This window comes from Coprobacillus sp. (assembly GCF_984815275.1).
In genome coordinates this window covers 28,791-52,998 of sequence record NZ_CFJNYH010000018.1, presented here as the reverse complement: position 1 = coordinate 52,998, position 24,208 = coordinate 28,791, and the positions used below count along the sequence as shown (strand labels likewise).

Below are 24,208 nucleotides of genomic sequence, written 5' to 3'. Positions count from 1 at the left end.
GTTTGTCATCAGATTATGTTATAATGAACAAAATAAGGAGGGGCAAAATGGAGAATATCTTATTTGATTTAGATGGAACAATTACTGATCCATTTTTAGGGATTACACAATCAGTTGCTTATAGTTTAAAAAGTTTTGGAATTACAGTGAAGAGTTTGGATGATTTAAAAGTGTTCATTGGTCCACCATTGGATGTATCATTTAGAGAATATTATCAAATGAGTGAAAAGGATAGTTTAAAAGCAGTTGATAAATATCGTGAATATTTTTCTGATAAAGGATTATATGAAAATAAAGTTTATGAAGGAATGGAAGATTTTTTACAATCTTTGCTAGATAATCAAAAAAGACTTTATATATGTACAAGTAAACCGCTTGTCTTTGCACAAAAAATATTAGAACATTTTCATTTAGAGCATTTTTTTCATGGGATTTATGGTGCAGAGTTAGATGGAACAAGAAAGAATAAAGGCGATGTTATTGCTTATTGTCTTGAAAAAGAGAAACTTAATTCAGAGACTTGTATAATGGTAGGGGATCGTCAACATGATATTATAGGTGCTCATGCAAATCATATTCCTTGTATTGGTGTTTTATATGGTTATGGAAATAGAGAAGAATTTGAAAATTATCAATGTGATTATATTGTACAAGATTTAAATGAATTAAAAGGTGTTATTGAAAATGTATAAAAGAGTTATAAGAGAAGCTTTTCTATCTTCTATTCCAGTTATGATGGGATATATCGTATTAGGAATCGCTTTTGGAATGTTGCTGGAAAACAAAGGATATGGTGTTGTTTATGCACTGTTAATGAGTGTTTTTATCTATGCTGGAAGTATGCAATTTGTGGCTATTAATCTTTTAACAAGCGGAGCAAGTTTAATAAGTGCAGCCATTATGACTCTTTTAATTAATGCAAGACATATGGTTTATGGGTTATCAATGATTAAGAAATTTGATGATATGGGAAAGTTTAAGCTCTATATGATCTTCTCACTTACAGATGAAACATATTCATTGCTCGTTGGTTCTCAAGTGCCAGAAGATTGTAATCAAAGGTATTATTTATTTCTTATTTCTTTTTTTGATCAATGTTATTGGATCATTGGGAGCATTATTGGTGCATTTGTTGGATCATTAATGACAATAAATACAACAGGTTTAGATTTTGCTATGACAGCTTTATTTGTTGTTATTGTCTTAGAGCAGTTCTTAACAAGTGAGAGACATATTTATACATATATTGGGTTTGGTGTGAGTGTCATCTGTTTATTGATATTTGGTAGTGAGTCCTTTATTATTCCGTCCATGATTGGTATTATTTTAAGCCTGTTATTTATGTATAATAAGGGAGGAATGAAAGATGCATGAGTTATTGTTAATTGTTGTTATAGCTATAGTTACGCTTTTCACAAGAACAATTCCTTTTCTCTTATTTAAGAATCATAAGAATGCTTTTATTGAATATTTAGGTGACGTTTTGCCTTATGCTATTATGGCAATGTTAGTGGTTTATTGTTTAAAAAGTGTTCATTTATTAAGTGGAAACCATGGTATATGTGAAATGATTGGAGTTGGCAGTGTTATTATTCTCCACATGATAAAAAGGAATACATTGTTATCTATATTTGGAGGAACGCTTGTTTATATGTTATGTGTGCAAGTTTTGTTTGTTTAATAAATGTTCATTCAAGAACATTTTTTTGTTATAATAAAAACAGAGGTGATTCTATTACAGAATATTTTGATTTAGAGAGATTTATGCCTGCAATAGATCATAAATATAATTGTGGTATAGGAGGTATAACTTCAAATATGCTGCTTCACTTTGTAGATGAGGGGGTATTAAAATATGAACCGGAACAAGTTTTTTTAATGATTGGTACAAATGATTTAGGAAATACACTGATGTTAAGTCCTAGAGATATTGCTTTAAACGTTAAAGAATTGATTGAAATTATTCATTATAATTTACCTCATTGTAAAATTCATTTGTTAAGCTGTATACCATGTATTGAAGATCAACATGGTTATAAATCAACAAAACAGGGAATGAGAAGTAATGATATCCTAAAGATGATTTTTAAAGAATACAAGAGAATGATTCCCTATGAATATGTTCATTTTATAAATGTGTATCCAGCTTTATGTAATAAAAAAGGTGAACCAATTAAAAACTATTATGTTGATGGTTTACATATTAATGATGAAGGATATCTTGCTTTATCTAAAGCAATTCAAGATCAATTATGAAAAAGAAACTTATTATAATTATATCAATCATAAGTGCTTTTTTTATAATTGGTTTGGGTGTTTCTTTAAAAATGAAAGAAGGGTATACACTTTCAACGGATAAAGAGATCATTGAGGTGATGGGAAAAATTGTAAATAACATACCTGATGCAGTTGAAATACTGCAAAAGCGTATATATAAAAATGAGGATAATCAATTAATGCTCGTTGTTGTGCGTTCGCAAGGAATGAAAATATTACAAATATTTCAAGAGAATGAGTATCAAAGGTATGAAGAATATTATAATTATATACTAGATGATAAGACAGTGCTTATGCTTACTGATTCACGTCATAAATCAACATATGTGATTTGTAATAATGAGTTTCGTCAAATTGCTGGAATATCAGTTATTAGTGAAACAGATGTTAGCGGTACAAAGCCTATAATGACTTCAGGAAAATATATTATTGAATGTTATAATATAATTGATGAAGCAATGTTTATAAATCTTGTGGATGAGAATGGAGATATTATTGAGAACTTTTCTTTTGCACAAGAGACAATTCGATAAAAGGAGACATTTATGCAAAACTATTGTGAAATATCAACTCCAAAAGGTGTAATGAGAGGGTTCTTTCATACACCACAAAACAAAGAGTTTCCTGTCTGTATCATCTTCCATGGATTTACAGGATGTAATACAGGAACCAAGTTTTCATATGTTCAACTCTCAAGGATGCTAGTAACTCAAGGGATTGGAACGATACGTATGGATTTTTTGGGGAGTGGAGAATCAGATTTGAATTTTAGTGATATGACATTTGATGATGAATTATCATGTGCTAGGATTATTTTAGAAGAAGTTAAAAAAATGCCATCAACAACGAAAATCTATGTATTGGGGCATTCTATGGGTGGTGCTGTCGCAAGTGAACTTGCGAAACTTTATCCTAATGATATTTCTAAATTATGTTTGTGGGCACCAGCATTCAATTTGCCAAGTGCAGTTGAATATTTGAAAGGTCATGTTCCTCAAGCAGATTTCTATGATCACAATGGTTTTCAAATATCAGATGAGTTTGTCAAAGATATGCTTTCAAGAGACTTTTATAAAGGTATAGAGATTTATAAGAACCAATTAATGATTATTCATGGAACAAATGATCAAACAGTACCATTTGCTATATCAGAAAAATATCTTCAAGGTTTTCATAATGCTATTTTTAAACCTATTGAAAATGGCTCTCATAATTATGATTGTTTACAACATATCCAAGAGGTTCTTAAATATACATATGAATTTCTAACAGATGCACTTTAGCATCTTTTTTTGGTTCTAGGAAGATGAAACCGCTACACATAAGAAAGGAATGTCACTGTGTATAATTTTTATTGATTTCATCGCCATATTTTATTGTGTTTTGACATAATTGTGTTATAATCATAAAGGCGAAAAGGAGTGCTCAATACATGAATAACATTAGAAATATAGCTATTATAGCACACGTTGACCACGGAAAAACAACTCTTGTGGATCAATTATTAAAATTATCTGGTACATTAAAAGATAATGAACAAATTGCTGAAAGAGCAATGGATAGTAATGCAATTGAAAGAGAAAGAGGTATTACAATCTTAGCAAAAAATACAGCAATTAATTATAAAGATTACAGAATTAATATTATGGATACACCAGGCCACGCAGACTTTGGTGGTGAAGTAGAACGTATCATGAACATGGTAGATGGTGTTTTATTGGTTGTTGATGCTTATGAAGGAACAATGCCACAAACACGTTTTGTATTAAAGAAAGCATTAGAAGCAAAGGTTAAACCAATTGTTGTTATTAACAAAGTGGATAGACCAGTTGTTCGTATTAATGAAGTCATGGATGAAGTTCTTGAATTATTTATGGAATTAGGTGCAGATGACAATCAATTAGATTTCCCAACTGTATTTGTTTCAGCCTTAATGGGAACATCAAGTTTAGATACTGATCTTGCTACTCAGGTTCCTAATATGGATTGCTTGTTTGATATGATAATTAATGAAATACCTGCCCCTTTGGTTGATGAAGAAGGTGCATTACAATTCCAGCCAGCATTATTGGATTATAATGATTATGTAGGACGTATTGGGATTGGACGTATTCAAAGAGGAAAAATCAAAGTCAATGAAACTGTCTCTTGTATACGTGGAGATGGAACAAAGACACAATTTAGAATTCAAAAATTATTTGGTTTTATTGGATTACATAGAATTGAAATCGAAGAAGCAAGTGCTGGAGATATTGTTGCAATTGCTGGTTTAGCTGATATTGGTGTTGGTGAAACAGTATGTACAATGGGACAAGAAGAGCCATTACCATTATTAAGAGTTGATGAACCAACGATACAGATGGTATTTGGTACAAATACATCACCATTTGCAGGTAAAGATGGTAAATTTGTAACTGCAAGTAAAATTGAAGAAAGATTGTTTAAAGAAACAAATCGTGATGTTTCTTTGAAAATCGAAAGAATTCCTAATAGTGAGGAATGGATTGTTTCTGGACGTGGAGAATTACATTTATCAATTTTGATTGAGAATATGCGTAGAGAAGGTTATGAATTACAAGTTTCAAAGCCTAAAGTTATCATTAAAGAAATTGATGGGGTTCAATGTGAACCATATGAAGAAGTCTTCATTGAAGCGCCAGATGAGTGTATTGGTAGTGTTATTGAATCATTAGGATTTAGACGTGGAACATTAGAAAATATGGAATCTGATAATGGAATGACAAAAGTCCATTATGTTATTCCTTCACGTGGATTAATTGGTTTCATGACAAACTTCTTAACAATGACAAAAGGATATGGAATTATCAATCATTCCTATTTAGAATATAGACCTATGGAAGGCGATGCAGTTGGAGAGAGACAACTTGGTGTTCTTGTTTCAATTGACGCTGGACAAACGACAGCTTATGCTTTAGGTGGTGTAGAAGATCGTGGGGTTATGTTTATTGGTCCAGGTGTTGAAGTTTATGAAGGTATGATTGTTGGTGAACATAGTCGTGATAATGATTTGGTTGTTAACGTCACAAAAGGAAAACAATTAACAAATACACGTTCTTCTTCAAAAGATTCAACAGTTGTCTTAAAAAAGCCTAGATTCTTTAATCTTGAAGCATGTTTAGATTATGTCAATGATGATGAACTTGTTGAAGTTACACCAGAGAATATTCGTTTAAGAAAACGTTTATTAACTGAAAATGAAAGAAGAAAAGCATATAATAAGAAGAATGGATAATTCCGTTCTTTTTTTATTTTCCGAAATTTGACAAATATGATATAATAAACAAGAAGGGAGAGGGGAATTATGAAGAAATTTGAAGGTATTGAACAAATTGGCTTTACAGTCAATAAAGCACATAATGTTGCATTTGGAACGGTTGGAGAATATAAATTTATTATTAATTTTTTACCACAACAAAGACAATATTCTATAATTGCAACAATGAAAAATGATAATGAAACGGGAGTCTTATCACAATATTTAGAAACTATGGATAAAGGTCAGTTTATCAATTGGACTCATTATAAAGATCATGCAGTTATAGTTAACTTAAAAAATGATAAAAATCTTACTGTGTGGGATTTAGATAAAATTATGAAAGAAATTGCAGGCTTTGCATCTCAAAATGGTTATGTCCAATGTTGTCGTCATTGTGGACAAGAAACACCAATAGATGTATGTAGTATAAATGGTTATAATGATTTATCATGTCCTAACTGTTTAGGGCAGCTTGCTGAAAATCAGCCAAAATTGAAAGAAGTTAATCTACCACTTGGAATTGTGGGAGCGTTGGCTGGATCACTGATTGGCGTTTTAGTTTGGGTAATTATTTATAAAATGGGATTTGTTGCTGGTATTACTGGTTTTATTATGTCAGTATGCTGTTTTAAAGGATATGAAATGCTTGGTGGTAGAATTGATAAAAAAGGTGTTTGGATTGCTGTTGCTATAGCGATTGTTATGCTAGGTGCTGCTGAGCTCATATCAGTTGGTTTAGAAATTTATGATGTCTTTGGAGAGATGTATGGAATAAGTATGGCTGATGCATTTAGAGCTATTCCTGCTTTTTTAGAAGAACCTGAAATAATGGGGCCAATTGTTAAGGATTTATTATTTGGATATGTATTTATGGCGGCAGCAAGCTTCTCATATATTAAAAATATTAATAGAACAGTTAGCACGGATGGTGTTGTAGAACGTTTAGGGTAGTGAGAAATCTCTACCTTTCTACATATAATGACATAAGTTTTGTAAATATGACAATAAATATGTACGATTGCAAAGAAATATATGGGAATATTACAAAAAATGGAATAAAGTTTGTATAAAGAAGAAAAAAGTGATATATTATCATTAATAAATGAGGGTATTCTCTTGAAAAAGTAATCGCTTTCATTTATAATAACAAGTAAGGAGGATGGATAGTGAAACTAAAATTACAAGTACAATTTAATAATAAAAATGTTGAAACAACAAATATCGAAAAACTAGTTAAAGAGGATGTTAAGGCACAAGGTGTTAAAATGACAACTGTGGACACATTAGAGGTTTACTATAAACCAGAAGATTCTTCAGTATATTATGTTGCTACAACAAAAACTGGTGAAGTTGTTGGTAATGATCAACCACTTTACATCAGCTAGTTCTTAGTATTACTTCAATAAAATATACCCAAAATGATAAAGGAACCAATCATGGTTCCTTTATTTCTTTGTTTAGGGAACTGGTTCCATAAAAAATAAATATTTTTATAAAAAAATATTGACTAAATCATGAAAGCGTTTTATAATGCAATTGTGGAACCGGTTCTATACGGTGGGAGGAGAATGAAAATGAGCGAGAATAAACAAGAAAAGTACTTGCGTATTTCTAAGGAACTTGTTGAGAATGTAGGAGGTTTGGATAATATTCAAGGTGTTGCGCATTGTGCAACAAGACTACGTATTGTTTTAAATGACAATGCATTAGCTAATATAGAAAAGTTAGAAGAAATTGATTTGGTAAAAGGTGTATTTATTGCTGGGGATCAGTTACAGTTAATTTTTGGAGCGGGTCTCGTGAATGATGTTTATAACGTTTTTAGCCAATATACTCATACTGAAAATATGTCACTAGGAGATATTAAACAGCAAAGTGCTAAAAAACAAAATCCATTACAAGCCATTATTAAATCCTTATCAGATGTTTTTATTGATATTATGCCAGGAATTCTTGCGGCAGCATTATTAATGGGAATTACAGGAGTTTTAAGTAAGTGGGATGTTGTTGCTAATAATGAAACTCTATATGCTATTAATAAATTAGCAAGTTTGGCTTCAAATGGTATCTTTGCTATTTTACCAATGGCAGTTTGTTATAGTGCTACTAAACGATATGGTGGAAAACCTATCTTAGGAATGATAGTTGGTGCTATTATGTTAGATGCTTCTTTAGCAAATGCTTACTCTGTTGGTTCCGGAAGTGCGACTGCGGAAGTGATTAGAATTCTTGGATTGCCAATTGAACTTGTTGGATTTCAAGGGGGAATTATCATTGCTTTGATGATGGGATTTATTGTTGCTAAGTTAGATATTTTCTTTGATAAAAAGATACCTGATGTTGTAAAACTATTGTTTTCGCCATTGTGTACTGTCTTTATTTCAACAGTCTTACTATTTACAATTATTGGGCCAGTTGGACGTGAATTATCGAATGGGATTACAGGTATTTTGATCTGGGTAACACAAAATTTAGGGGCTGTTGGATATATGATTTTTGCAGGTGTACAACAGATCATTGTCATTACAGGATTACATCATATTTTGGGTGCAATTGAAGCTCAGCTTATTGCAGACACAGGAAGAAATTTCTTGAATCCATTAATGTCAGTAGCACTGATTGGTCAAGGTGGAGCAGTCTTGGGGTATCTTGCAATGAATTGGAAAAATCTAAAGGCAAGAGAATTATGTATTCCTTCTTTTGCATCAACTCTCTTTGGAATTAGTGAACCTGCTATTTTTGGAATCAACTTGCGTTATAAGTATCCATTAGTTGCAGGATGTTTAGGTGCAGCAGTGGCTGGAGCTTATGTTTATATTACTGATTTGGCTGCATTCGGTTTTGGAACAACTGCTGTTCCAGGAATTGCTATTTGTGATCCTAGTCATAATGGTTATATCAATTATATTATTGCACATGTTATTGCTTTGATTATTGGCTGTGTATTAACAGTTATCTTTGGCAAGCTGTCTAAGAAAAAATCAGCTGACAATGTAGAAGAAGTGGTTTATGAAATGGAAGATCAAAATGAGTTTACTGGTGAAATTCAAGTTGTTTCTCCAGTTATTGGAGTTGTTAAAAATATTAGCCAATCAAGTGATGCAACATTTGCTTCAAAATCAATGGGAGATGGCATTGTGGTTGATGTTGAAGATGGACAAGTGCTTTCTCCTTGTGATGGAACAGTAACATTTGTATTTCCAAGCAAACATGCTATTGGAATAACGATGAAAGATGGTTCAAGTGTTTTGATTCATTGTGGAATTGATACAGTGAATATGAATGGAGAAGGATTTGAAACATTTGTAACTGTTGGTCAAACTGTAAAAATGGGTGACCCATTATTAACATTTGATATTACTTTAGTGAAAGAAAAAGGTTATTCTTCTGAAACTATGATGGCTTTTGAAGTGAAAGAAGGACGTACTCTTGAAATGAAATTTACTGGACAAACAAATGGTCAAGATGTTATAGCAGTTTTAAAGTAGAGGAATTCATTATGATGACAAAAGAAGATTATTTAAAACAATATAAGAATTATCAGAGTATGCGTGATAATGTTGCTAAAGATCCATATCGTTTGCACTATCACCTCATGCCACCAACTGGGTTTCTTAATGATCCCAATGGATTATGTCAGAATCATGGAACTTATCATATCTATTTCCAGTACACACCATTTGATTGTGGCTGGGGAACAAAATTATGGGGTCATTATACAACTCAAGATATGATTACATTTAAACAAGAAGAGCCATTTTTATTTCCAGATCAGCAAGCTGATAGGGATGGTGTATATAGTGGATCGGCATTTATTGAAAATAATACAATTCACTATTTTTATACAGGAAATGTGAAATTAATGGATCGTGATGATTATGATTATATTCAAAATGGACGTGAACAAAATACTATTCATATAACGAGTCAGGATGGTTACAGTCTTTCAAAGAAAGAAGTTGTTTTAACAAATCATGATTATCCTGCAGATATGTCTGCTCATGTGCGAGATCCAAAAATATTTCAAAAGGGTAATGATTATTATATGGTTTTAGGAGCAAGGAGCCAGAATAATAAGGGTTGTGTTTTAATGTACAGGAGTCATGATTTTATCCATTTTGATTATTACAATCGTATTGAAACACCAGATAAGTTTGGATATATGTGGGAATGTCCTGATTTATTTGAGTTAGATGGACAGTTAATACTTATGGTATGTCCTCAAGGTGTTGAACAAATTGCATATGATTATGCAAATGTATATCAAACAGGCTATTATCCAATCAATTTTGATTTTGACAATAACACTTATCAATTGGGAGAGTTCAAAGAATTAGATCGCGGTTTTGATATTTATGCTCCACAAAGTTTCATTGATGAAAAGGGAAGAAGAATTCAGTTGAGTTGGATGGGGATACCTGATGCATCATATCATAACCAGCCCACTATCTCACATGATTGGCAACATGCATTAACAATGCCAAGAGTTTTAAGTTATCAAGATAATCAAATAGTTCAACAACCCCTTGAAGAATTAAAACAACTGAGAAAATCTTCATTAACGACTTCTCTTCAGGATTTCAATCAACACTGTCCAACTTGTATTTGTTATGAAATGAAAGTGGAATTTGATAATGATCAAGAATTTAATATTAATATAAGAGATGATGTTCAGTTTATCTATCAAAATAATGTTTTAACTCTTTCATTAGGTGAGAGTGGTTGTGGGCGTACAAATAGGAGTGTGCAATTAAATGAAATCACTGATTTTACAATCTATAGTGATACATCTAGTATAGAAATATTTGTTAATGGTGGAAAAGAAGTTTTTACAACACGTGTTTATAGTCAAACACTCCAACAGAAAGTTCATATCAATTCTCATAATAATGGGCAGGTTCATTTTTATGAATTGTCAGGATATCATATAGAAAAGTAGATATGATAATGTCAAACATACATGAAGCAGAACAAGCTTTCAATCAGGTGAATCAAGAAACCTATCGTCTTCATTATCATTTAATGCCACCTGTTGGATCACTTGCAGACCCTAATGGAATGTGTCAAATAGGTGACACATATCATATATACTATATTTATAATCCACTTGCATGTATAACAGATGAGAGAACAGCCTGTGTTTGGGGGCATTACAGTACTCAGGATTTTGTGCACTTTAAAAGGGAGAAGATTGCTATTTATCCAGATAGTCAATATGATAAAGATGGTGTCTATAGTGGTAGCAGTCTTTTAGAATCTGGTGTTTTACATGTTTTCTATACAGGAAATGTGAGATATACTGGAGATTACGATTATGTAACATCTGGACGTGAACAAAATGTGTTATCTGTTTCCTCTTTAGATGGAATTCATTTCAATCATAAGCAATTGTTAATGACAAATAAGGATTTCCCTCATACCATGACAAAACATGTTAGGGATCCTCAGATTTTTAAAGAAGATAATCAATATTATATGGTGCTTGGGGCACGTCATCTTGAGAATAAAGGGCTTGTTCTGATATATGAAAGTCAGGATATGACACATTGGACTTACTTAAATGAACTAACTACCTCAAATACATTTGGTTACATGTGGGAATGTCCTGATATCATTATACTGGGCAAACATAGATTTCTTATTGCTTGTCCCCAAGGTGTTGAAGGCGTTGAATATAAATATCAAAATAGTCATCAATGTGGTTATTTTGAAGTTCATGGTGATTTTCGTAAAAATGGAACTTTAGGAGAATTTCAACAATTTGATTATGGATTTGATTTTTATTCAGCACGTACATTTATAAATCAAAATGGTGAGCGTATTCTTTTTGCATGGTTGGGTATGTCTGAAGCAAGTTATACAAAGAATCAAACCGCACAAGATGGCTGGGAACAAGCTCTTGCTTTACCACGTCTTCTTAAATATAAAGATCATCATATTTATCAAATACCAATTCCACAGTTGAAATCATTACGTCATCACCATGAACAGTTCAACCTTCAACAAAAATTCCATAAAAACAGTTTGTGTTTTGAAATGATAATTCACTTTTTAACATCTACTGATTTCCATATGCATTTAAGGGAAGATTGCTATATTTCATATAATTGTCAAGAAAGTCTCCTAACATTAACAATGTATCAATGTGGTGATGGTAGAGAAAAAAGATCAGTTATTATTCAGGACTTATATAAGTTACAAATCTTTAGTGATATAAGTTCACTTGAGATATTTATAAATGATGGATATTATACAATGTCTACACGTATTTTTGGAAACTGTGATGATATCATCATCAATAAAGTCAATGCACAAGCTGATTTTTATGAATTATTGCCATACCAAATAGAATGGTAAAATCCTTGCTAGCAAGGATTTTCTTGTTTTCAAAGAACCTTTCACTTATAATAAAGGATGAGGAAAATATTATGGATAAAAAGAAATTAACAATGAATGATATAGCCAAAATAGCAGGCGTTGCCAAGAGCACTGTTTCTCGTTATTTTAATGGTGGCTATGTAAAGGAAGAAACAAGAATTAAACTGAAGAAGATTGTTGATGAGTATAATTATGAACCTAATGCAGTTGCCCAAAGTTTAAAAGCAAAGCACTCACATACAATAGGGATTATTGCACCATGTCTAGACTCTATTACCTCATCACGAATGCTCATGGCAATAGATGAATATTTAAAGAATAATGGGTATTCAACAATTATTATAAATACAAATCATAATGAGATTAGAGAACTCGCATCAATAGAACACTTATGGCGAATGAATGTTGATGGTATTATTTTATTAGCAACTGCATTAACTATGACTCATCAGCAACTTGCAGCCAAATTAGATATTCCAATATTGGTGGTTGCTCAGTTATTTAAGGGTGGAATCTCAATTATTTATGATGATTATCATGCTGGTTATGATGTTGGAACATATGCTGCTCAAATGAATCATAAGCAAATTTTATATATGGGTGTGGATCGTAAAGATGAAGCAGTTGGTGTTCAAAGAAAAAAAGGTGTTCTAGATGCTTTGAAAGATTACAATATAGAAAATATTGTTGTAAAAGAAACAAACTTTTCTTTCCAAGAATCACGCAAAGTTATTAAAGAATATTTAACAAATCATCGACCAACTATGATTATTTGTGCAACAGATAATATTGCTTTGGCATGTTATAAAGAAATTCATGAAATGGGATTAAAAATTCCTGATGATATTTCATTGATTGGGTTTGGAGGTTATGAAATTTCAGCACTTGTGACACCAAGTTTATGCACAATTCGCTATGATAATGAACTTGCTGGACAAATGGCTGGAAAAACTATAATTCAATTAATTCAGGAAGAACTGGTTGCACATACTCAGCTAATTGGTTATCAATTGATAAAAGGTGAATCTGTAAAAAAATTATAAGTTATGATGAGTTTGAGAAAAGATTTATAATAGTAGAAATGGAAATGAAGACAAGCCATAAGTTTGTCTTTTCTTAAATATGAATGAGAGGAAAATGAGAAATGATAAGAGATATAGTGACTGATCAGTTTATATTAAGTCAAAAATCAGTAGAAGCGACTCTAGATGATATGGCAATAGTACAAGATTTACGAGATACACTTGTTGCTCATGAGGATCATTGTGTAGGTATGGCTGCCAATATGATTGGGTATCATAAACGTATCATTATTGTGAAAAATAATAATGATCATCTTGTTATGATAAATCCGATTATTTTAAAGACATCTGGAAGATATTACGATACCCATGAAGGATGCCTTTCACATATTGGAGAAAAAGCTGTGAAAAGATATGAAAAAATAAAGGTAGAATACAAAGATATTCATTTTAAAGTAAAGATTAAAACATTTGAAGGATATGTTGCACAAATTATCCAACATGAAATAGATCATTGTCAAGGGATTTTAATTTAGAATCATTAAGAAATTATTGGCAATAATTTAAGGGAGGAGATGAAGTTATGTGTGGAAGATATTATTTTGATGGTGAAACATATACTCTAATAAAGTCTATTGTTCAAGATAATCAATATGAGTATGATGAGGGTGAAAGAGATTTCTTTCCAAGTCAGGATATACCAGTCATCATTGTAAAGAATGAACATTTAACATTGGTTCCATTAAAGTGGGGTTATACAATGAAACAAAATTCATCATTAGTTATCAATGCAAGATGTGAAACATTATTAGAAAAAAGAATGTTTGCTGCAGATGCGAAAACACATAGATGTATTGTTCCAGCAAAAGGCTTTTATGAGTGGGATTCACATAAGAATAAAATCTCATTTGAGCCAAAGCAACATGCTATCTTATTAATGGCTGGAATATATCGTGAAACTCAAAATGAGGTTACAATCATTACAACTAAGGCTAATCAGACAATGCAGGGTATCCATTCAAGAATGCCTTTAGTCATTCCACAAAGTGATCTTCATAAGTGGTTATATGATAATCAATATTTGGAATCTTTTTTGAGTTTGGTTCCTGATGAATTAAATATTATTTCTGGTCAGATTCAACAATCATTATTTGATTAATTGCATATATTATATTGGTGATGTCTATGTCTTTACCTAATGTCCATCCTTTGGTGCTAGATGAAATTATTGTCTTAATAAGTGCCGCTTTCATGGAATCCTTTTCAGCTGATGAACAGGCTGTAGTAGGAACTTTTTTAGCAACACTTGGCAGTGTAGTTTCTTTAAACAGCGTTTATCTGTTATATATTCAAGGGCAAAATCAACTTTTGAATCAGGATAACAAAGATGAAAATCAAGATAAAGACCAAAGTGACAGTGATTATGATTTATTAGAAAAAAGTATTGATAAGATTAAAGAAGAGATTGAAAAGTTAAAAAATAAATAGTTAAAGATAATAAAACACAAAAAGAATTTTTCATCTGATTGTGTTTTCTATTATATTTATATATTTTTAGAACCCCATTTACACATTTCCTGTAAAATAGGCATAAATGATTTGCCTTTGTCAGATAAAGAATATTCAACTTTTGGTGGTATTTGGGGATATTCATGACGAACAATCAATCCATCTACCTCTAATTCTTTAAGTTTATTTGAAAGCATTTTATGAGTCACTCCTTGAAGTGCTCTTTTTAATTCACTATAACGCATGACTTCTGTTTTCCATAACCAAAATAAAATATGCATTTTCCATTTTCCTTCTATTAATGAAAACGCGTAAGCAAAAGGTTTAATATTAATGTCTTCATAAGATAATTCCATATATTCACTCTCCTTTGTGATAGTATCTATATAAAAAGTGCGTTCTATACAAAAGAGTATATATAAAATATAATAGAATTGCAATGAATATAAAAATAAGGAGAAATCATATGACATTATTTAAAGAAACAAAAATAGGCAACTTAACTGTAAAAAATCATTTTATACGTTCTGCGACTTATGAAGGCAAAGCGACTGAAGATGGAAGACCAACTGATGAAATTAAACATCAATATGTAGAACTCGCTAAGGGGGATGTTGGTACGATTATTACAAGTTATGCATATATCACACCTTATGAACAACCAACTAAAAATCAATTAGGTATCTATGATGATAGTCTTATTCCTGACTATGCTAAGATTGTAGATGCTGTTCATGCATATGGAACTAAGATTATTATGCAGATTGTTCATGGCAGTTCAATTGGACAAGGGTATATTGAAACAGCTACGGTTTTAGGACCATCAGCAATAACTCATCCAACATCACAAATCACACCTCAGGAAATGACAAAGGAAGATATTAAGAATGTTGTTCATTATTTTGCACTTGCTGCTAAAAGAGCGAAATCTGCTGGGTTTGATGGTGTTCAAATACATTGTGCCCATGGGTATTTGTTATCACAGTTTATATCTCCACTCTTCAATCACAGACATGATCAATATGGTGGAAATACTGAAAATCGTTCACGTATTGTTCTAGAGGTTTATCAAGCTATACGTGAAGAGGTTGGTGAAGATTATCCTATATGGATAAAAATCAATTCATCTGATGAACAAGAGGGTGGCTTGAGTGTAGAAGAGTTTATAAACATAGCAACTAAACTTTCAAATGCTGGAATGAATGCCATTGAAGTGAGTGGAAATCAATTGAAAAAACATAAAGCTCAAGAACGTGCTTATTATAAAGATGCAGCAGTTCGATTATCACAAGTCATTTCTACACCTGTTATTTTAACTGGAGGATTAAGAGAGTTAAAAGATATTCAACCCATTTATGAAACAAGCCATGTTCATTTTTTTGGGTTCTCAAGACCATTTATCAAAGATGCTACATTTATTAAAAGACTACAAACTCAGATATAAAGATTATTCTTATATCCCTTCTTAAAAAAGAAGGGATTTTTTGGTTGACTTTTCCCTTAGGGAAAGGTGTATGATAATATAAGATGTTTGAAAGACATACAAAGGAGGATTAGTGATGTTATCGATTGGAGAATTTTCAAAGATCTGTAGTGTATCTACAAAAACACTCCGTTATTATGCAGAAATAGGACTTATTATACCAGATGAAATTAATCCTGAAAATGGTTATAGATATTATTCTATTGATCAATTAGAAAGAATGTTATTTATTAATAGATTAAAATCTTATAATTTCTCTTTAGATGAAATCAAAACAATTTTAGAATCAAATAAATTACAAGATAAAAAACTCTATATATCACTTATGAAAAAGAAAAAAGAAATGGAAAGACAGGTCCAAGAATATAATCAAATACTCAATCAATTAAATGATGATATATTGAATGTGAAACAAGGGAACGCAATGATGTCCTATTTAGAAAATATTGATGTTCAATTGGTAGAAGTACCAAAAATGAATATCTTATATATTCGTAAAAGAGTGCATGAATATGAATGTGAAGATGAAGCAGTCCGTTGTTTCAACCAATTAGTCAGAAGAGTTATAGATAATCAACTTACGATTACTGCTCCTCCGATGTCTCTTTTCCATAGTGAAGAATTTGGAGAACTGGGATTGGATTATGAATTTGCTTTACCCATTAAAGAACAAGTGACTGGTTCACGGGAATTTCATCCCCATTTATGTTTGAAAACAGTTATTCGTGGATCTTATTCACAACTTTCTTCAGTTTATACAAAACAGATTGAATGGGCTGAAAAGAATGGTTATGAAAATAATGATGCTTTGTTTGAAGTTTATGTCAATGATCCAGAACAGGTTAAAACTGAGAATGATCTTATTACGGAAGTTTATTATCCAGTAAAAAAGAAAGAAAAAAGATAGAGATAACAAACTTAAGGATAAAATTTATATAAATAAAAATGGAGGGAAATATGAACAAAAAACAATTACATGATTTGATTAAGGAACAACAACCTAATATTTGTCAGATATCTTGTTATAAAGATGGTAAAGAAGTCTATTCAGATGAATGGAATAATTATAAGAAAACAGATGCATGTCATGTTATGTCTGCAACAAAAAGTATAGTCGCATTACTTGTAGGGATAGCAATTGATAAAGGCTATATAAAAAGTATAGAACAACCTGTATTGGATTTCTTTCCTGATTATAAAATAAAAAGAGGAGAAAAAACAATTCAAAAAGTCACAATTAAACATTTATTAACTATGATGGCACCTTATAAGTATAAATATGAACCTTGGACTAAAATTTGTTCAAGTGATGATTGGACGATTTCAGCTTTAGATTTTCTTGGTGGAAGAAAGGGATTAACTGGTGAATTTCAATATTCAACTTTAGGTATACATATATTAACAGGTATTATATCTAAAACAAGTGGTTTAAAAGTTGTTGATTTTGCAAATAAATATTTATTTGAACCTATTGGAATAGAAAAGCATATGAATTATTTGGCAGAAACTGCTGAAGAACATAAACACTTTACTATGTGTAAAGATCCAAAAACAAATGTATGGTTCTGTGATCCTAAAGGAGTAGGGGCTGCAGGCTATGGTTTATGTTTCTCTGCAATAGACATGGCAAAAATCGGACAGCTTTGTTTAGATAAAGGCGTTTATAATGGAAAACAAATTATATCCTCTCAATGGATTGAAGAAATGACAAAACCAAATTATAAATGTGGAGAAGAATTTAGAAATATGTCTTATGGATATCTTTGGTGGATTATAGATGAAAAGAAGCAAATATATTCAGCTATTGGAAATAGTGGGAATGTTATATATGTAAATCCAACATGCAATATAGTGATTACTGTGACATCATATTTTAAACCGACAATTTTTGATCGCATTGACTTTTTACAAGATTATATTGAACCATTTATTATGTTATAAAAATTGAGTTAGAAAAGTAACTTTGATAATCATTATTCTTGTTATATTGTCTAACTTAAAGATAAGCGAATAATTAAGCATTATATTTGCTTTTTTATTTCAGTTTTCTTATGATAGAAACAAGGAGAGTGAGTATATGTTAGAAGTAGGTATAAAAGCACCAGATTTTACATTATTAAATCAAAATGGAGATAATATCTCATTAAGTGATTATAGAGGTCAAAAAGTTATTCTCTATTTTTATCCAAAAGATAATACACCTGGATGTACTAAGCAAGCTTGTGGTTTTGCAGAAAACTATCCACAATTTATAGACAAAGGAGCTGTCATTCTAGGTGTGAGCAAGGACACTGTTGCTTCTCATAAGAAATTTGAAGAAAAGTATCAGTTGCCATTTGTGTTAATTTCTGATCCAGAGTTAGTAGCTATTAAAGCATATGATGTTTGGCAAGAAAAAAACATGTATGGTAAAAAAGTTATGGGTGTTGTGAGGACTACTTATTTAATTAATGAAGAAGGTTATATTGAAAAAGTCTTTGGGAAAGTGAAAGCAGCTGAAAATGCGAATCAAATGTTAGGAGAAATTTAGAAATTCATATTTGTGGATTTCTTTTTTTTTGAATTATAAGGGTAATATATGTTATACTACTTCCATTGATAGGAGGTTGAACATGATTAAGTTAATAGCAACTGATATGGATGGAACTTTTTTAGACTCACAGAAAAAATTTGACCCTGAATTCTTAAGTTTATTTTATAAATTAAAAGAAAAAAATATTAAATTTGTTGCTGCAAGTGGTAATCAATATTATCGTTTGTATCAGAAATTCCTACCATTTAGCGAACATATGTATTTTATTGCAGAAAATGGAAGTTATATTGCTGAAGGTGCAACTGAACTCTATTGCAATATTATTTTCAAAGAACATGTTGAAAAAGTTAAACATTTGATTTCACAAATTCCTAGTTTATTTATGATTTTATGTGGACGAAAGGGTGCTTATATATTAAAAAGGGATTTACAGTATCAGGATGAAGTTAAAAAGTATTATTGTGCATATACATTTATTGATTCGTTTGATTATATTGATGATGATATTATGAAAATTGCTATCTATGATACTCAACATCATATTCAAAATATTATAAATGATATTCAAAGTCAATTGCCTTCTAAAGTTAAGGTTGTGACATCAGGTAATGAATGGATGGATATCCAGAATAAAGAAGCACATAAAGGATTAGGAATGCAATTCTTACAAGCTATATATGATATTGAGCCAGATGAATGTGTCGCTTTTGGAGATCAAATGAACGACTATGAATTGCTTCAACAAGTTAAGTATGGATATGCAATGGACAATGCAGTTCAACCCATAAAAGATATAGCCTATGAAGTCATTGCTTCTAATGATGAACAAGGTGTTATTCAAAAAATAAAAGAGATATTGAATGAGGAATAAGATATGAATGATATAAAAATGATTGTTATGGATTTAGATGGAACATTGTTAACGAAAAATCAAAATATTTTACCTTATACAAAAGATGTATTGATGAAATATCAGGAAAAAGGTATCTCACTTGTTTTAGCCAGTGGAAGAGATATTGACAGTATTCAAAAAATTGGTAAGAAATTAAATATGTCTGATTATTTACAAAATACTTACATTTGTTTAAATGGTTTAGAAATCTATGATATGGAAAATCGATTATTACATAAAGAAGAAAAATTAAAGTATGAAGATGGAGTCCAACTTGCTGATCTAGCTAAAAAGTATCATATAGATATGATTTTCTTTTTCAAAGATTGTTTATATATTTTAGAATATGGAAACACAGGTATTATTAATGATCATTTTATGACTTCTGTTAAAAATGAGATACATGATATATCTGAGATACCTATGTCTTATTTTGATTGTCTTAAAAAAATTGCATTTATTCAGACAGCTGGTACAATGAGTCAAATCATTAAAGATTTACAGAATGAAGTTGAAAATAAATATGAATTATGTATGGTTGAAGACGCCTGGGTTGAAATTAATCCATTAGGATTAAGTAAAGGACATGCTTTAAAAGTATTGTCTGGAATCAAAAACATTCCATTAAATCAAATGATTGCTTTTGGAAATGGTGAAAATGATATTGATATGTTAAAAACAGCAGGAATTGGAGTTGCTATGGGTAATTCTTTTGAAAGTGTTAAAAGTGCTGCTGATGATATTTGTGATGACTGTGAAAATAATGGCATTGCAAAATATTTAATAAATATGTAGTGTATAAGGGTATACTGTTCATAAAGAAGGTGTGATGAATAATGAGTATTGATGCATTTAATAAATTAAAAGAAGAATTATTATCATGTCAAAAATGTAAAGATATTTTTGAAAATGATCCAAGACCAGTGTTTCAAGGAAATAGAGATTCTGTAATTATGCAAATTAGTCAAGCACCATCTCAAAAAGTCATGGAAACTGGTAAACCTTTTAATGATGCAAGTGGTCGCAAGTTGTTAAAGGATTGGTATCAAATTACGAGAGAAGAATTTGATAATCCTCAATATTTTTACATAACATCAGTTGGACGATGTTATCCTGGTAAAGCTAAAACAACAGGTGATATTCCTCCACCAACACATTGCGCGGATTATTTTTTGAAGAAAGAACTTAACATTATTGAACCACAAATTTATATTATTATTGGAAGTTATGCTGCAAAGTATCTTTTTCCCAATGAAACTTTAGAATCATTAATTTTTAATGATCATATCTTTCAAGGAAGACCTTTGTATGTATTGCCACATCCCTCACCATTGAATAGAAAATGGTTAAAAGATCATCCTCAATTTGAGCAAGATAGAATGCCTCAAATAAGAACAATTATACACAAATATATAGAAAAGGAATGATTATCTAGAAATCTAGACAATCACTCCTTTTTATTTTGCTTTATCAAGTGAATAAAGAATATTACCTTCTTTGCCATCTATACGATGAAACTCGTTGGTTTCTTTTGCAGCATAGAGATGATAATGATGGAACTCAACAGGAATATGATCATCTTGGTTTGTAAGAATCAGGTGACAACATTCAATAACATTATCCAATAATGATTTTTCTGAAAAAAAGGTACCATGGTTACGATAGATAGTATCATAATCATTCTCATATGTTTTTAAAACTTCAAGACTTTTCAAGTATTCAGAAACACAAGATGAATATTCATCAAATAACAATACAGAAACCCCACAGGCATCACCAAAAATAATTGTTCTTTCTTCTTGAATCAAAGGACACATCATACCTGGAGTATGTCCTGATACAGATATCATTTGTATATGAACATTTCCTAAATCAAAGATATCGCCATTCTTAATGCCTTTCATTGGTTTCATTCGTGTAGGAATCATATCTGAGTAGGGAATTGTTTTGGTTTCTGGAATTCTTTGCGCTTCCTCATAGCGTGTTGTCATATCCCCATGTTTACGAAAAACGGGAAGATCCTCTAAATTGATGTAGACATCTTCAAAAAGTGCAGCTCCACCCATATGATCATAATGAGCATGTGATAAAATAACAAAGACGGGCTTGTCAGTTAATGTGTCTACGTATTCCTTAATATTCCCGTATCCTGAACCTGTATCTAGTAGACAGGCTTTTTTATCTCCTATAACTAAGTAGCAGCATACACCACCAAGCTCAATTATTCTAATCACTCTTTCACTTAAAATTTCTGATTTAAAATATTTCATTATATTCCTCCCTTATATGAAATATATTTCATTCTTAATTAGACTGTTTCTTAGACAAACACATACATAACTTACTTTCATTATACAAATTGAAAACATTTTGTAAAGATATAAATGAAAAATATATTAAATATAAAATAAATATTGAAATATATTTCATATATGATATACTCAAATTGTAAACACTTACATGACTCGACAAATATCTACAAAGGAGAAGAAAAATGCAAACAAATGGGTTTATTGGAAAATTTCAAGAAAAACTTGAAAAGATATTATTACCTATTTCTGAAAAATTAGGTGAACAAAGGCATCTGGCTGCAGTTCGAGATGCTATGGGAATTTTGATTCCACTAACAATCATTGGTGGGTTTGCGATATTATTAGCGCAACCACCAGTTGATCCAACAACTATGACTGGATCAAACTTTTTCTATCAATTTCTATTAACTTGGTATGATTGGGCGAGTGCAAACTCAAATATATTATTTATACCTTATAACTTAACATTAGGAGCTATCTCTTTATATGTTGTTGGTGCCGTTGCTTATCGTTTAGCAGAACGATATGGCATTCCAAAACTAGAAAGCTGCTTTACTGCTCTTTTAACTTTCTTGTGTATTGCGGCTGCGCCACAAACATTGGAGACTGGCTCATTTATGCCAACTGCGAACATTGGGGCAGGAGGAATGTTTACTGCTATTTTGGTTGCAATTATTGTAGTAGAAATTACAAATTTCTGTGTTAAACACAATGTGACAATTAAAATGCCTGCCTCAGTTCCTCCCAATGTAGCCTCACCATTTAAAGTTTTAATACCAATGGCTATGAATGTTATTGGATTTATCTTGTTAAATGTTGTATGTACGCAAATGACAGGAGGAGGATTATGTGATTTACTTTCTCATGTATTACAGCCGTTATTAAGTGCTAGTGAATCTTTACCTTCTATCTTATTATTGCTATTGTTATCACAGATGTTCTGGTTCTTTGGAATTCATGGAGATAATATGGTAGGAGCAGTTGTAACACCTATCATTACTATGAATATTGCACTTAATCTTGAAGCATATCAAGCACATCAAGAAATGACACATATTTTTGCTGGTCAATTTAATGGTGTCTGGGGTGGATGGTGTACATATATAGCACTTTTGATTGCTATGATTTTAGTCACAAAATCTAAACAAATGAGAGCTCTTTGTAAACTTGCACCATTATCTACAGCCTTTAATATTAATGAACCCCTTGTATTTGGAGTGCCTACAGTCTTGAATGTCTTCACACTTATTCCAACTTTACTTTGTACTATTTTAAATATTTGTATTGCTTATGCCTGTACATATTTTGATATTATTGGAAAAACATATCTGGTATTACCTTGGACAACACCTGCACCATTAGCCGCTTTCTTATCGACAATGGATTGGAAAGCACCTGTTTTATGGATACTATTGTGTGCCTTAGATGTTCTCATCATTATGCCGTTTATTAAAAACTATGATAAAACTTTGCTTGCTGAAGAAGCCAAGAATGAAGCATAGAAAAAGACCACTAGTCAGTTTGATTAGTGGTCTTTGTTGTAACAAAGTAAGCCAGCAGAATATCTATGAAGACATAAAAAATAGTACGATTTTCAAGATAGTGAACTTGTTTAGGAGATTGGAAAAGTGTGAGCGGTAAGGAAGGAAGAGTAATTGAGAGTTGACATAGTTTACATAATTGAGATTCAGGATTGGTTGTGACTAAGACAATTGTTGCACCTGATTCTTTCCATTTTTTCATCTCTTTATAGTAAAGATCATGATTACCAGAGACAGAGAACACAATAATCGCATCATTTGGTGTCAGTGTCTTGTCAAGAAAACTCACTTTAACACTATCATTAACACATTCTCCCCAGTAGTCTTCTACATATAAAGAATATATTAACTGTTTCGCTGCTAGAGAAGAATTACCAATCCCAACAGTTTTAAAATTTTTTGTTTGTAGAATATGAACAAGTTCAATAATCTTACTTTCATCTATACTGTTTCTCAACTCATTAAAGGAACTTTGATAAATATCAATAATTTCATCAGAAAGAATTGTTTGCTTTTGATTTCTTGAACGATGATTATAATAACCTTCTAAAGCATAACGAAATTCACTATAACCTTTATAACCAATTTTCTTAGATAAACGTAAGATAGAAGATGGTGAAACTTGATAAATTTCAGCCGCTTCCGCAATGGGATTATGAATGACCACCTCAGGGTTTTCCATAATTAAATCACAAGTTGCTCTTTCTTTTTTTGTTAAGTTACAATAATGAATAGATACTTTTTGCATTGGATCCATATAAGACACCTCTCTATATCAATTATTATAACAAATATGAAATATATTTCAATTATATTACACTTTATGTTATTTTGTTTAATAATGAAAGTAAAGATAAAAGAATGTTCAATATTAAGAGGCTGTAACGAATAAAGATTTTTAATCTTTAGGTGTTACGCCTTTTTTTACTTTATTGTTATGATTTAGAAAAAAACAAAGTTATCCGGGTGGGGATAACTTTTTGA

General features: G+C 31.0%; 27 protein-coding genes. 24 read left to right on the top strand and 3 right to left on the bottom strand.

Annotation, left to right across the window (positions count from 1 at the left end):
- Window positions 1-47: 47 nt before the first annotated feature.
- The 16 genes from AC5M21_RS08015 to AC5M21_RS07940 all read left to right on the top strand — a co-directional run bounded on the left by AC5M21_RS08015 (window position 48) and on the right by AC5M21_RS07940 (window position 14,442).
- Entirely contained in the window at window positions 48-692 is a 645-nt protein-coding gene (locus AC5M21_RS08015) for an HAD family hydrolase (protein ID WP_008790832.1), read from the top strand.
- On the top strand, window positions 685-1,374 hold the full coding sequence (locus AC5M21_RS08010; protein WP_008790833.1) for an AzlC family ABC transporter permease: 690 nt from the start codon (window positions 685-687) through the stop codon (window positions 1,372-1,374). Before AC5M21_RS08015 ends, AC5M21_RS08010 begins: the two co-directional genes overlap by 8 nt.
- Window positions 1,367-1,681: a branched-chain amino acid transporter permease gene (locus tag AC5M21_RS08005; RefSeq protein WP_008790834.1), complete on the top strand. Its 315-nt coding sequence runs from the start codon at window positions 1,367-1,369 to the stop codon at window positions 1,679-1,681. The genes AC5M21_RS08010 and AC5M21_RS08005 overlap by 8 nt, the downstream gene beginning before the upstream one ends.
- Entirely contained in the window at window positions 1,657-2,256 is a 600-nt protein-coding gene (locus AC5M21_RS08000) for a GDSL-type esterase/lipase family protein (protein ID WP_117598968.1), read from the top strand. Before AC5M21_RS08005 ends, AC5M21_RS08000 begins: the two co-directional genes overlap by 25 nt.
- Window positions 2,253-2,810 (top strand): hypothetical protein, encoded by a 558-nt coding sequence (locus AC5M21_RS07995; protein WP_008790836.1) that lies wholly within the window; start codon window positions 2,253-2,255, stop codon window positions 2,808-2,810. Before AC5M21_RS08000 ends, AC5M21_RS07995 begins: the two co-directional genes overlap by 4 nt.
- A gap of 12 nt (window positions 2,811-2,822) precedes the next feature.
- Window positions 2,823-3,560 (top strand): alpha/beta hydrolase, encoded by a 738-nt coding sequence (locus tag AC5M21_RS07990; protein WP_008790837.1) that lies wholly within the window; start codon window positions 2,823-2,825, stop codon window positions 3,558-3,560.
- Between the two features lie 149 nt (window positions 3,561-3,709).
- Window positions 3,710-5,530, top strand: a complete 1,821-nt coding sequence (typA, locus tag AC5M21_RS07985; protein WP_008790838.1) for a translational GTPase TypA — start codon at window positions 3,710-3,712, stop codon at window positions 5,528-5,530.
- A 69-nt stretch (window positions 5,531-5,599) separates the two neighbouring features.
- Window positions 5,600-6,505, top strand: a complete 906-nt coding sequence (locus tag AC5M21_RS07980) for a hypothetical protein (protein WP_008790839.1) — start codon at window positions 5,600-5,602, stop codon at window positions 6,503-6,505.
- A 215-nt stretch (window positions 6,506-6,720) separates the two neighbouring features.
- A complete protein-coding gene (locus AC5M21_RS07975) occupies window positions 6,721-6,939 on the top strand; it encodes a DUF6465 family protein (RefSeq protein ID WP_008790840.1) in 219 nt (72 codons plus the stop codon).
- A gap of 189 nt (window positions 6,940-7,128) precedes the next feature.
- On the top strand, window positions 7,129-9,042 hold the full coding sequence (locus tag AC5M21_RS07970) for a PTS sucrose transporter subunit IIABC (protein WP_008790841.1): 1,914 nt from the start codon (window positions 7,129-7,131) through the stop codon (window positions 9,040-9,042).
- An 11-nt stretch (window positions 9,043-9,053) separates the two neighbouring features.
- Window positions 9,054-10,493: a glycoside hydrolase family 32 protein gene (locus tag AC5M21_RS07965; protein WP_008790842.1), complete on the top strand. Its 1,440-nt coding sequence runs from the start codon at window positions 9,054-9,056 to the stop codon at window positions 10,491-10,493.
- Window positions 10,494-10,501: 8 nt separating this feature from the next.
- Complete coding sequence (locus AC5M21_RS07960; protein ID WP_008790843.1) at window positions 10,502-11,911, top strand: glycoside hydrolase family 32 protein; 1,410 nt, start codon at window positions 10,502-10,504, stop codon at window positions 11,909-11,911.
- 71 nt (window positions 11,912-11,982) lie between these two features.
- Window positions 11,983-12,975 (top strand): LacI family DNA-binding transcriptional regulator, encoded by a 993-nt coding sequence (locus AC5M21_RS07955; protein ID WP_008790844.1) that lies wholly within the window; start codon window positions 11,983-11,985, stop codon window positions 12,973-12,975.
- A gap of 101 nt (window positions 12,976-13,076) precedes the next feature.
- Entirely contained in the window at window positions 13,077-13,490 is a 414-nt protein-coding gene (locus AC5M21_RS07950; protein ID WP_008790845.1) for a peptide deformylase, read from the top strand.
- Between the two features lie 47 nt (window positions 13,491-13,537).
- The gene (locus AC5M21_RS07945; RefSeq protein ID WP_008790846.1) at window positions 13,538-14,113 is read left to right on the top strand and encodes an SOS response-associated peptidase; all 576 of its coding nucleotides are present in this window, start codon (window positions 13,538-13,540) and stop codon (window positions 14,111-14,113) included.
- Window positions 14,114-14,139: 26 nt separating this feature from the next.
- Window positions 14,140-14,442, top strand: coding sequence for a hypothetical protein (locus tag AC5M21_RS07940; protein WP_008790847.1), 303 nt, complete (start codon window positions 14,140-14,142; stop codon window positions 14,440-14,442).
- A 56-nt stretch (window positions 14,443-14,498) separates the two neighbouring features.
- Here the strand turns inward: AC5M21_RS07940 and AC5M21_RS07935 are convergent, their stop codons facing one another.
- Window positions 14,499-14,819: a winged helix-turn-helix transcriptional regulator gene (locus AC5M21_RS07935; protein ID WP_008790848.1), complete on the bottom strand. Its 321-nt coding sequence runs from the start codon at window positions 14,817-14,819 to the stop codon at window positions 14,499-14,501.
- A 110-nt stretch (window positions 14,820-14,929) separates the two neighbouring features.
- On the opposite strand from AC5M21_RS07935, the gene AC5M21_RS07930 reads away from it, so the two are divergent.
- The 7 genes from AC5M21_RS07930 to AC5M21_RS07900 all read left to right on the top strand — a co-directional run bounded on the left by AC5M21_RS07930 (window position 14,930) and on the right by AC5M21_RS07900 (window position 20,798).
- Window positions 14,930-15,907 carry an NADH:flavin oxidoreductase gene (locus AC5M21_RS07930; protein WP_017143967.1) on the top strand — a complete coding sequence of 326 codons (978 nt, stop codon included), beginning with the start codon at window positions 14,930-14,932 and terminating at the stop codon, window positions 15,905-15,907.
- A gap of 115 nt (window positions 15,908-16,022) precedes the next feature.
- Window positions 16,023-16,853: a MerR family transcriptional regulator gene (locus AC5M21_RS07925; protein WP_008790850.1), complete on the top strand. Its 831-nt coding sequence runs from the start codon at window positions 16,023-16,025 to the stop codon at window positions 16,851-16,853.
- A 50-nt stretch (window positions 16,854-16,903) separates the two neighbouring features.
- A complete protein-coding gene (locus tag AC5M21_RS07920) occupies window positions 16,904-17,887 on the top strand; it encodes a serine hydrolase domain-containing protein (protein ID WP_008790851.1) in 984 nt (327 codons plus the stop codon).
- Window positions 17,888-18,023: 136 nt separating this feature from the next.
- On the top strand, window positions 18,024-18,476 hold the full coding sequence (bcp, locus tag AC5M21_RS07915; RefSeq protein ID WP_008790852.1) for a thioredoxin-dependent thiol peroxidase: 453 nt from the start codon (window positions 18,024-18,026) through the stop codon (window positions 18,474-18,476).
- Between the two features lie 82 nt (window positions 18,477-18,558).
- A complete protein-coding gene (locus AC5M21_RS07910; protein WP_008790853.1) occupies window positions 18,559-19,350 on the top strand; it encodes a Cof-type HAD-IIB family hydrolase in 792 nt (263 codons plus the stop codon).
- A gap of 3 nt (window positions 19,351-19,353) precedes the next feature.
- Window positions 19,354-20,166 carry a Cof-type HAD-IIB family hydrolase gene (locus tag AC5M21_RS07905; protein ID WP_008790854.1) on the top strand — a complete coding sequence of 271 codons (813 nt, stop codon included), beginning with the start codon at window positions 19,354-19,356 and terminating at the stop codon, window positions 20,164-20,166.
- Window positions 20,167-20,207: 41 nt separating this feature from the next.
- The gene (locus tag AC5M21_RS07900; RefSeq protein WP_008790855.1) at window positions 20,208-20,798 is read left to right on the top strand and encodes a uracil-DNA glycosylase family protein; all 591 of its coding nucleotides are present in this window, start codon (window positions 20,208-20,210) and stop codon (window positions 20,796-20,798) included.
- Between the two features lie 30 nt (window positions 20,799-20,828).
- On the opposite strand, the gene AC5M21_RS07895 is transcribed toward AC5M21_RS07900, so the two are convergent.
- A complete protein-coding gene (locus AC5M21_RS07895) occupies window positions 20,829-21,641 on the bottom strand; it encodes an MBL fold metallo-hydrolase (protein WP_008790856.1) in 813 nt (270 codons plus the stop codon).
- Between the two features lie 224 nt (window positions 21,642-21,865).
- Between AC5M21_RS07895 and AC5M21_RS07890 the strand changes: the two genes are divergently transcribed.
- Window positions 21,866-23,185, top strand: coding sequence for a PTS sugar transporter subunit IIC (locus tag AC5M21_RS07890; RefSeq protein WP_008790857.1), 1,320 nt, complete (start codon window positions 21,866-21,868; stop codon window positions 23,183-23,185).
- A 10-nt stretch (window positions 23,186-23,195) separates the two neighbouring features.
- Here AC5M21_RS07890 and AC5M21_RS07885 read toward each other — a convergent pair whose 3' ends face one another.
- A complete protein-coding gene (locus AC5M21_RS07885) occupies window positions 23,196-23,981 on the bottom strand; it encodes a MurR/RpiR family transcriptional regulator (protein ID WP_008790858.1) in 786 nt (261 codons plus the stop codon).
- Window positions 23,982-24,208 lie beyond the last annotated feature (227 nt).